Raw genomic sequence first — 10709 nt, 5'->3', positions numbered from 1 at the left:
GGCGGAGAGCCAGCGGCCGGGGGCGGAGGAAGCGCCGCAGACGGAGACGGAGCGGACCCTGGCGGCGATCTGGGCGCAGGTGCTCGGGCTCCCTCGCGTCGGTCGCCACGAGAACTTCTTTGCACTCGGCGGCGATTCGATTCTCGCGCTACAAGTCATCGCCCAAGCAAAAGAGGACGGTCTCGTCTTCACGCCACGCCAACTGTTTCAGCATCAGACCATTGCAGAACTCGGCCTTGCCGAAGGGAACGAGAAGAACGGTGTTCGCGGCATCCATGCGGAGCAGGGAATTGTCACAGGAGAAGTATTCATTACACCTGTGCAACAGTGGTTTTTCGAACAAAACCTGCCGAATCCGCACCATTGGAATCAATCTATTCTGGTTGCCGTACAGGGCGCGCTCGATCATTCGGCATTGGAACGTGCGGTGGACGGTGTTCTTGCACATCACGATATCCTGCGTGCGAGGTTTTCTAGAGAGGCGGTGTGGAGCCAGAAGATCGGTATGCCGCAGAACGACATGACCCTTCCTCGTATAGATCTTTCCCATTTGCCGGAAAACCGGCAAGGGGAGGCCCTGTCAATTCAGGCGAGTGAATATCAACGGAGCCTTCATCTGGAACAGGGTCCTGTTTTTCAGGTCGTGAGATTCGACTTCGGAGACACTCGTACGGTCAGGCTGTTGCTCATCGCGCATCATCTGGTCATCGACGGCGTGTCCTGGCGAATCCTCCTTGAAGACCTTCAAACGGCTTATACGCAACAAGTGGAAAGAGGGTTCATTCGTCTCCCGGAGAAGACCTCTTCTTTCAAACAATGGGCGGAACGCATGCGGAAGTTTGGTGAGTCGGATGCGCTCCAACTCGAACTCGAATTCTGGGATCATCCTGAAAGACGGAATATCCCACCGGTTCCTGTCGATAATGCCGAGGGCGATCGGACGGAACAGATGTCAGAGGGGATCGCATGGTTGCTGACTGAAGAAGAGACCGAGTCCTTATTGCGGAATGCGCCGGCGGCCTATCAGACGCAGATCAACGATCTTCTCTTGACTGCCTTAACGCAGACCCTTGCAGAGTGGACAGGTTCCGACCGGCTGCTTATCGATTTGGAAGGGCACGGGCGCGAAGATCTTTTTCCCGATCTGGATGTTTCCAGGACCGTCGGATGGTTCACGAGTATCTTTCCGGTTGCGCTCGTGCTTCCGCAAGGTTCCGCGGGGAAGGTCTTGAAGAGCATCAAAGAACAGCTGCGAAAGATTCCTTCCGGGGGAGTCGGATATGGGGCGCTCCGATACCTGTCGTCCTCCACCGGGGCCGACCGGTTACGGACTCACCCGCCGGCACAGGTCTGCTTCAATTATCTGGGTCAGATTGACCAAGGTGCCGCGGAGCATCAGCTTTTCGCGCTCGCCCACGAATCAACCGGAATCGAACATGCTCCGACCAATCCCATGCGGTACGAATTGACGATCAGCGTGGAGATTGCGGCAGGACGGCTGGGCATGACGTGGACCTACAGCCGTGCGCGCTATCGACGGGCAACCATTGAAGCCCTTGGCGCGTCTTATCGGCAACATCTTTGTGAATTAATTTCCCATTGTCTTTCGCTCGACGCCGGAGGCTATACGCCGTCTGATTTTCCGGATGTCGATATCGAACAAGGAGTCCTCGACGCCATTCTAGAGAAAGTGGAACGAAGCCATGCGAGATAAACCCGATATCGAGTCCATGTATTATCTGTCCCCGCTTCAGCAGGGATTGTTGTTCCATCGGATAGCCGATGCCGGAGAAGATCCTTATTTTTATCAGTATGTCTACTCGCTGAACGGTGCCTTGCATCCGGAAGCCTTCGAACGGGCTTGGCAAATGGTCGTGAAGCGCCATGCCATTCTTCGTACGGCGTTTGTCTGGGAAGGGGTGGACAAGCCTGTGCAGGTGGTGCGCCGGGAAGCGTCCCTATCGATCGAACGACACGATTGGCGCGAAATTCCGGAAGCGGAGCATCAGCCAAGGCTCCGGTCGCTGTTGGACCTGGACCGTTCGGCCGGATGGAATTTTCTTATGCCTCCCCTGATGCGGTTGCATCTGGTTCGCACGACAGCAGAGCAATGGCTGTTCATCAACAGTCATCATCATATTTTGCTGGACGGGTGGAGCATGGCCCTGCTGCTTAAGGATGTGTTGGCTGCCTACGAGGCGGTGGTGGAGAAGCGAACTCTCGCTTCCACGGCGCCTCGCCCCTATCGGGACTACATTTCCTGGCTGAACCGGCAGGATGTGCAGCAGGCAGAGTCCTACTGGCGGGAAGTCTTAAAGGGATTCTCAACACCGACCTCGTTGTTCATTGAGCCGCCTCAGGATCGTGTGGAGCAGAATTCGCTTCCTTTCGCCGAACAGTCCCTGCGAATCTCATCTACCCGAACGGCTGCTCTCCAGTCTTTCTCCAGGCAATTGCGGATCACGTTGAATACGATGATTCAGGGAGCCTGGGCGCTGTTGCTTCATCGATACAGCGGAGAATCCGATGTTCTGTTCGGGGCGACGGTTTCGGGTCGACCGGCAGATCTGCCCGGAGTGGCCGAGATGGTCGGACTGTTCATCAACACCGTGCCGATTCGATTGGCCATCCATCCCGACATGGCTCTTTCTGCATGGCTTCGAGGCGTGCAGGAACAGAATAGCCTTCTCCGCCAGTACGAATGGACGCCGCTCGCGAGTATTCAACGATGGAGTGAGACTGCAGGGGGTCGCGCACTGTTTGACAGTTTGGTGGTTTTCGAAAGTTACCCCGAAATGGATAATGGCGATCTTCCGCAGGCCCTGACGGTCGAACCCGTTTCTGTTCACCAGAATGAGACCTATGCGTTGACGACCGGTCGGAACAACTACCCCCTTTCACTGATGGTCGAACCTGGCCGGGAGACCGCGTTGATTGTCTCTTACGCCTATCGGCGCTTCGCGCACGCTGCAGTATCCAGGCTCTTGTGTCATCTCGATACGATCCTGGACAACATGATGACCGCACCTGAAAGACCGATTCGAGAACTCTCCCTTCTTCCTGACGAAGAGCGCCGGCAATTGACAATATGGAATCAAGCGACTTCGCCATGGCTGGCATCCGATGTCTGTGTGCATACATTGATCGAGGCGCAGGTTCAGGAATGGCCCGATGCCCTTGCGGTAGAGACTGCATTCGAACGCCTGAGTTTTCGGGAATTGGACTGTCGGGCCAATCGTCTCGCACACTATCTTCAGGAGCGTGGCGTGGGACCGGAGATACGAGTGGCGATATGTCTTGAACGATCGCTGGATCTGGTGGTGGCCTTGCTGGCGGTGCTCAAGGCGGGCGGGGCTTACGTCCCGCTGGATCCCGGTTTTCCCGAAGAGCGATTAGCGCACATGGTGACCGATAGCGGCGCAGTAGTCGTGCTCAGTCACAGTCGTCAGGCAGGGAAGCTTTCCGGGTTTCAAGACACTCTCGTGCTACTCGATCACATGGTCGGGGATATCGCACAATGTGATGATCATCGGCCATCAACAGGGGTCACGCCACAGAATCTGGCCTATGTCATTTACACTTCAGGCTCGACCGGTCGGCCTAAAGGCGTCGCGGTGGAGCATCGCCAGATTGTGCAGTATGTGCGCATGGTTATGGATCGCCTGGCCATTCCCGTCGAGGCGGGAATGGCTGCCGTCTCGACGGTGGCAGCAGATCTTGGGAATACTGCGCTATTCGGAGCGCTCTGCTCGGGGCGGTCGCTTCAACTGGTTTCGGCGGACCATGGGTTCGATCCCAATGCGATGGCAGCCTATATGCACGACCATGGGGTCGATGTGCTGAAGATCGTGCCCAGTCATTTACACGGGTTGCTCAGCGCCGAACATCCGGAACGGGTCCTGCCGAGACGCTGTCTGATTTTGGGTGGAGAAGCCGTTCGTCCGGAGTTGATCGAACGGGTCAGGACACTGGCACCTGCCTGTGCCATCGTTAACCATTATGGTCCGACTGAAACGACCGTCGGGGTACTCACGCACCTGGTGGAAGGGGTGAGTCATGGCGCAACGGGAGTGCCCATTGGCCGTCCGTTGCCTTTCACGCAAGTCTATGTGCTGGATCCTGATGGTCAGCAGGTTCCGATCGGCATGCCTGGTGAGTTGTATATCGGTGGAGGCCAAGTCACTCGAGGCTACCTCGGACGTCCTGAGAGCACGGCCGAGCAGTTTATTCCCGACGCGTTTGGCGGAGAGGCGGGTCACCGCCTCTATCGCACAGGTGACCGGGTGCGCATCCGCTCGGACGGCGCGATCGAATTCCTCGGACGTGTCGATAACCAGGTCAAGGTCAGGGGTTTCCGCATCGAACTCGGCGAGATCGACGCTCATCTTCGACACGAGCCCTCCATTGCAGAAGCGGTGACGGTGGTCAGAGAAACACCGGACGGCGCCCAGCGACTGGTGTCCTATCTTGTCGGAAATTCCACAATCGATACATCCATGATACGAGAAAGGCTGGCGCTCCGGCTTCCCGACTACATGGTGCCGCAGACGATCGTTGTGCTTGACGCGATCCCCTTGACCGCCAACGGAAAATTGGATCGGACGGCGCTTCCGGATCCGCAGCAGCGCGTATCTGTTGAGGATGTCGCGTATATCGCTCCACGCAATCCCATTGAAACGATTCTGGCTGCCGTCTGGATGGATGTCCTCCGGGTCGAACGAGTCGGCGTGCATGACAACTTTTTTGCGCTGGGGGGGGACTCGATTCGAACGTTGCAAGTGATCGCGCGTGCCAATCAGCAGGGTGTGAAATTGACCCCCAAAGAATTATTCGAGCATCAGACTGTTGCGACGGCTGCCGCCGTCGCGCGTTGGAAGGATGCGGCGCTTCCTCAAACGGGTTCTGTGCCCGAGACATCGTCGTCGGACCGGGCCCCGTCCCCGTCCCATAGTCAGGCTGCGAGTGAGAGCATCCAACCGATTCCGGAACAATTGCGTCCGGTTTTTCCCCTGACGGGGGTCGAACCGGACCGATTGCTCGAATTACGCGACGATTGGGACGGCATCGAGGATTGTTATCCTTTGTCGCCGATGCAGGAAGGGATGCTGTTTCACACGTTGATGAATCCTGGGTCTGGAATGTATTTGATGCAACAGCACTATGTCTGGGAAGGCCGGATGGATCGTGACGCCTTCGGTCGAGCCTGGCAGCGCGTGATCGACCGCCACCCAATCCTACGAACATCATTTATGTGGAAAGATCTCAATCAACCGTTGCAGCTTGTGCACCGAAGTGTGGACGCGGGGAATGTCATTGAAGACCTGGATTGGTCGTACCTGAGCGGGGAGGAGCAACGGGTACACATGACCAGGACGCTGGAGGAGGAGCTAGCCGTGGGCTTGGAGTTCACTCAGGCTCCTCTCATGCGGATCCGTCTCGTTCGACAGGGCACCGACCGGTGGACCATTGTGCGTAGCTTCCATCATATTCTCACAGATGACTGGTGTTTCTCCCTTTTGATGATGGATTTCATGGCGCATTATGAAGCATTCGTGGAAGGCCGTGATCTCAATGTGCCTTCTCCTCCTCCCTATCGGGAGTACATTGCGTGGCTTCAGCGACAGGATCTTGGTGTAGCCCGGCAGTTCTGGGAGTCGGAATTGGCCGGATTCACCACCCCGACTCCGCTCGGCATCGAATGCCTGGAACGCGACCTTCCTGTGACGGATTCGTCTGTGGGGGATGTGTATATGGAATTGTCACCAGAGGTTTCCCGACGGCTGCAGGACCTGGCACAGATATATCAATTGACTCCCAACACCTTCGTCCAGAGCGCGTGGGCTATTCTGCTGTCCAGATACAGCGGGGAGGAAAACGTGTTGTTCGGGGTGACGGTCGCCGGTCGCCCTACTGATCTCCCCGGTGTCGAAGCGATTATGGGCTTATTCATCAATACCCTGCCACTTCGCGTGACGGTCCTTCCCCAGATGTCATTGATGACCTGGCTCAAAGATGTATTAACCGCAAATTACCGGATCCGCCAGTACGAGTATGCGCCGTTGGTTCAGATTCAGCAGTGGAGCGAAGTGCCTCCGGGGCAAGCGTTATTCCGAAGTTTGTTGGTCTTTGAAAATGCACCAAAGGATTCACGGCTGGGCGAAGATCGCCAGGACCGTGTCATTTCGTACGAGCACGACCGGGTGCATACGAACTATCCACTGACGGTGGTCGGCTATCCGGGGGATACGATGGGTGTGCGTCTGTCCTATGACCGGCGAATCCTGGAACATGGTGCGGTCGAGCGCATGCTGGGACACCTGAAAATCCTGTTGGAAGCCATGGCGGCTTCTCCCAATGCCACAATCCATGAACTTCCGATAGTCGGAGAGGAGGAACGACAGCGCACCCTGATGGATTGGAACGATACCGATCGGGTGGAAAAGATTGATGAACAGTTTCCGGCATTGTTCGAGGCCCAGGTGGTGAAGACACCGGAGGCGATTGCGGTACAAAGTGGAAGCCACAGTCTCAGCTACAAGGAGCTCAACCGTGCCGTTAACCGAATTGCCCATGCCCTGCGCGCGTTGGGTACGGGACCCGAGACACTTGTGGCGGTATTGAATGAACGTGGGAGCACGCTCCTGTCGATGATCGTCGGCATCCTGAAGGCAGGTGGGGCCTATATTCCCTTGGATGTGCACCACCCTGTCGAGCGCCTTGCCCATGTGCTTACCGCCAGCTGGACGCGAGTCATCGTGAGCCGGGAGGACCATGCCGGGTTGCTGGCTAAGGTGATTGCGCTTCTCCCCAAGGAGCGGAAGCCGAAAGTTCTGTTCGTGGAACGGATAGCCATGGAGGACTGGCCCGAAGAAAATCCCTGTCCGATCGACGCACGAAGCCACCTTGCGTATGTCATCTATACATCGGGTTCGACCGGTTTCCCCAAAGGCGCCATGGTCGATTGCAAGGGGATGTTGAATCATCTCACAAGCAAGATTCCGACGTTACACCTCGGCCCTGCAGATATCGTGGCCCAGACAGCATCACAATGTTTTGATATTTCCGTATGGCAATTTCTCTCTCCGATTTTGTGCGGTGCCCGCGTTCACATCGTAGCGGACGACGTGGTTCGGGATCCTCAGCGGCTTCTGCAGGAAGTTGCTGACGGGAAGGTCACGGTGCTGGAGGTCGTACCGTCCCTCTTGTCCAGCATGTTGGAATGTGCCCCCGTGGCGTTGACACACCTACGGTGGCTCCTTCCGACGGGAGAGGCACTGCCTCCCGACTTGTGTCGTCGATGGTTGTCCCGTTATCCGCATGTCCCGCTGGTGAATGCCTATGGACCGGCGGAATGTGCCGATGATGTGGCCATCGCATGCATCGAGCACATGCCGGGCCAAGACATGACTCGAATGCCGATCGGCAAGCCGATAGATCGAGTGCGTCTCTACATCCTCGATCGCCATCTCGAACCTGTGCCGGCAGGTGTCGCCGGTGAGCTCTGTGTGGGAGGCGCGGCTGTGGGGCGGGGATATGTGTCTGATCCTGTCCGAACTGCCGAAGCGTTTGTGCCGGACCCTTTTAGTCGCGAGAGTGGGGGACGTCTGTACCGGACAGGAGATCTTGCACGTCATCGATCAGACGGGATGATTGAATTCATCGGCCGCCGCGACTATCAGGTCAAGATCAGAGGTTTCCGTATTGAATTGGGTGAGATCGAAGCGCGGTTATCGCAACATCCGGACATTGTTAGGAGCGTTGTGGTGGCGAGAGAAGACCAACCGGGACGTCAACAACTGGTTGCCTATATCGTGGCGACTCAGCCGTTGACTGGCGAAGCACTCCGCATGTTTGTCAGGCAAGCATTGCCGGATTACATGGTACCGGCCGCCATTGTGTTTCTCCCCGCGCTGCCCTTGACCCCTAATGGGAAAATCAACCGGAAAGCGCTGCCTGTCCCGGATAGCGATCGATCCGAGGAAACATGGGAGGCGCCGACTACCCCGACCCAGGATCTCGTCGCGGGAATTTGGTCGGAGGTTCTGGGAACGGATCGCGTTGGTCGTCACGATAACTTCTTCGACCTCGGCGGCCATTCCCTCTTGGCTACACGAGTGATGTCGCGCGTGCGGGCGGCGTTTCAGCTCGAACTCCCACTGCGGAGTCTGTTCGATTTTCCGATGGTCGAGGAATTCGCCGCCGCCATCGATCGGGCCGTGGTTCAGGATGCAGGCGGGCTGGCTCCGCCGATCGTGCCTGTAGCCCGGCAGGAACGTCTCCCGCTTTCGTTTGCGCAACAGAGACTGTGGTTTCTCTCTCAAATGGATCCGGAGAGCGGAGCCTATAACCTTCCATTTGCCTTACGATTGGAAGGGTCTTTGAACCGTTCCGCGTTAGAAGAGAGTTTTGCAGAACTGGTCCGTCGTCATGAAACATTACGAACCACCTTCCCATCACTCAATGGTGAAGCGCAACAGGTCATCGTTCCAGTGGAACGCTTCGCGCTTGAAACCGAAGATGTAACCGGATGTCCTGAAGAGGAGCGGGTGGCTACTGTCCTCCGACGTATGGAAGAAGAAGGACATCGGCCGTTCGCGTTAGAGCGAGATTTGCCGATTCGCGTCAAATTGGTACGGTTGAAGTCTGACGAGCATATTCTGTTGGTGACGGTTCATCACATAGCTGCAGATGCCTGGTCGTTGGCTCTCGTCACAAATGAAGTGGCCGCCGTGTATGCGGCACGGGTTGACGCATTGGCCCGGGCATCCGAAATCTCCGCGATCGCGCCGAAGGACGGTCTCCCTGACTTGCCGGTTCAGTATAGTGATTTTTCATCATGGCAACGGGAGTGGCTGCAGGGCATGCGGTTGGAAAAGGAAGTGAGTTATTGGAAGCAACGCTTGGGATCCAATCCGCCGCAGCTGGCGTTGCGGACCGATCATCCTCGTCCGGAGGTCCAGACTTACCGGGGCGGTCGTATTACGTTTCTTATTCCAAAGGAAGTGAGCGATCCATTGAGAGCGCTAAGCCGTCGTCAGGGGGCCACGGTCTTTATGACGCTATTAGCGGCATTTCAGGTGTTGCTGGCCCGGTCTACCGGACAAACCGATATTCTCGTCGGCACAGACGTGGCCAATCGAAATCGCCACGAGACCGAACATCTGATCGGATTCTTCGTGAATCTCCTTCCGCTGCGTACGGATGTGAGTGGTAATCCGTCGTTTATCGACTTGTTGGGACGTGTGCGTGAAGTGGCATTGGGAGCCTACGCGCATCAGGATGTCCCCTTTGAAAAGATCGTTGAGGCTCTCAAATTATCGCGGGATCTCAACCGGAACCCTTTGGTGCAAGTCTTGTTTGTCCTGCAGAACGTTCCCCCTCCTTCGTTACAACTTCCTGATTTGAAGGTGGAGGCGTTGGAATTTGAGCACGAGGTCTCACGGTTCGATCTTGGGTTATTTATGGAGGAGACCGAGGAGGGGTTCGTGGGTCTCTGGAAATACAGTCGCGATCTCTTTGAGCCCGACACCATCGCGGTGTTCGGACAGCGTTTTATGACTCTGCTCCGGCAAATCGTGATGTCGCCGGATCGTGGGATAGACCACCTGGATATACTGAGTGCGGAAGATAAGGAGGCGCGCATCATGGAAGCTAGGCAACGGGAAGAGGAGAAGTTGCAACGGTTTAAAAACATCAAGCCGAAGGCCGTGGCATTGTCACAGCGGATCCTGGTGACGAGTCGGCCGCTCTTGCCCGATCGTGCGCTTCCGCTGCTGTTTTCCCCTGCGGTGGAGGATGTCGATCTGATCGGTTGGGCACAGTCGAATCAGGCCATGCTTCAGCGCGACTTATTGAAGCATGGGGCACTGCTCTTCAGGGGATTTTCAACGCGAACGGTCGCGGACTTCGAGGCGGTCGCGCAGGCTGTCTGCCCTGACCTATTCGGTGAGTATGGTGATTTGCCTCGTGAGAAAAACGGGCGTCACGTCTATGGATCCACTCCGTACCCTCCGGATAAGGCGATTCTCTTTCACAATGAAAGCTCGCACCTGCATCGCTGGCCGCAAAAACAATTCTTTTTTTGTATGCAGGCCGCCCCTGAAGGAGGGGAGACTCCGATTGTCGATTGCCGAACCATGTATCAGGGCCTTCCTCCTGAACTCCGCGACCGACTCCAGTCAAAACAGCTCATGTATGTGCGAAATTTTACTCCCGGGGTCGATGTCAGCTGGCAGGACTTCTTTCGAACTCCCGACCCATCTGTCGTCGAGGAAATGTGTGCCCGGAACGGAATGGAATGCCTATGGATGGAGAACGACTCGTTGCGCACCAGACAGGTATGCCCGGCGGTGATCGAGCATCCCAGGACGGGCGAGTGGGTTTTCTTTAATCAGATCCAACTTCATCATGTGTCTTGCCTGGAACCGGCGGTGCGAGAGTCGTTGGTATCAATGCTTGGAATGGAGTCGATTCCGCGCAATGTCTACTATGGTGACGGCTCTCCCATCGACGAGGCGACTGTCGCGGATATTGGCGAGCTGTACGAGCGGACGGCGGTGCGGTTTCGTTGGCAGGAGGGCGATCTTCTCATGCTGGACAATATGCTTGTGGCGCATGCGCGGGATCCGTTTACCGGACCCCGCAAGATCCTGGTCGCGATGGGAGACATGATCAGCCAGGGCACTTTTCAATCCGTTACCGTATAGGAA

The 10709-nt window shown here is 56.5% G+C and carries 2 protein-coding genes; both read left to right on the top strand.

Going from position 1 to position 10709, the window contains the following annotated elements; translation table 11 throughout:
• Positions 1–1714: condensation domain-containing protein (locus ACTRXD_RS12855; protein ID WP_442432198.1), on the top strand; the 1714-nt coding region annotated here is incomplete at its 5' end.
• Complete coding sequence (locus ACTRXD_RS12850) at positions 1704–10706, top strand: amino acid adenylation domain-containing protein (RefSeq protein WP_442432197.1); 9003 nt, start codon at positions 1704–1706, stop codon at positions 10704–10706. The genes ACTRXD_RS12855 and ACTRXD_RS12850, both read left to right, overlap by 11 nt.
• Positions 10707–10709 lie beyond the last annotated feature (3 nt).

Source organism: Nitrospira sp. T9, from assembly GCF_052156535.1.
Lineage (GTDB): Bacteria > Nitrospirota > Nitrospiria > Nitrospirales > UBA8639 > Nitrospira_E.
The sequence above is the reverse complement of the archived record's forward strand: the minus strand, read 5'-3'. Positions and strand labels throughout refer to the sequence as shown.

Excerpts from the sequence above, each read along its gene's own strand:
- ACTRXD_RS12850 (WP_442432197.1), top strand. The coding sequence starts at position 1,704 with ATGCGAGATAAACCCGATATCGAGTCCATGTATTATCTGTCCCCGCTT.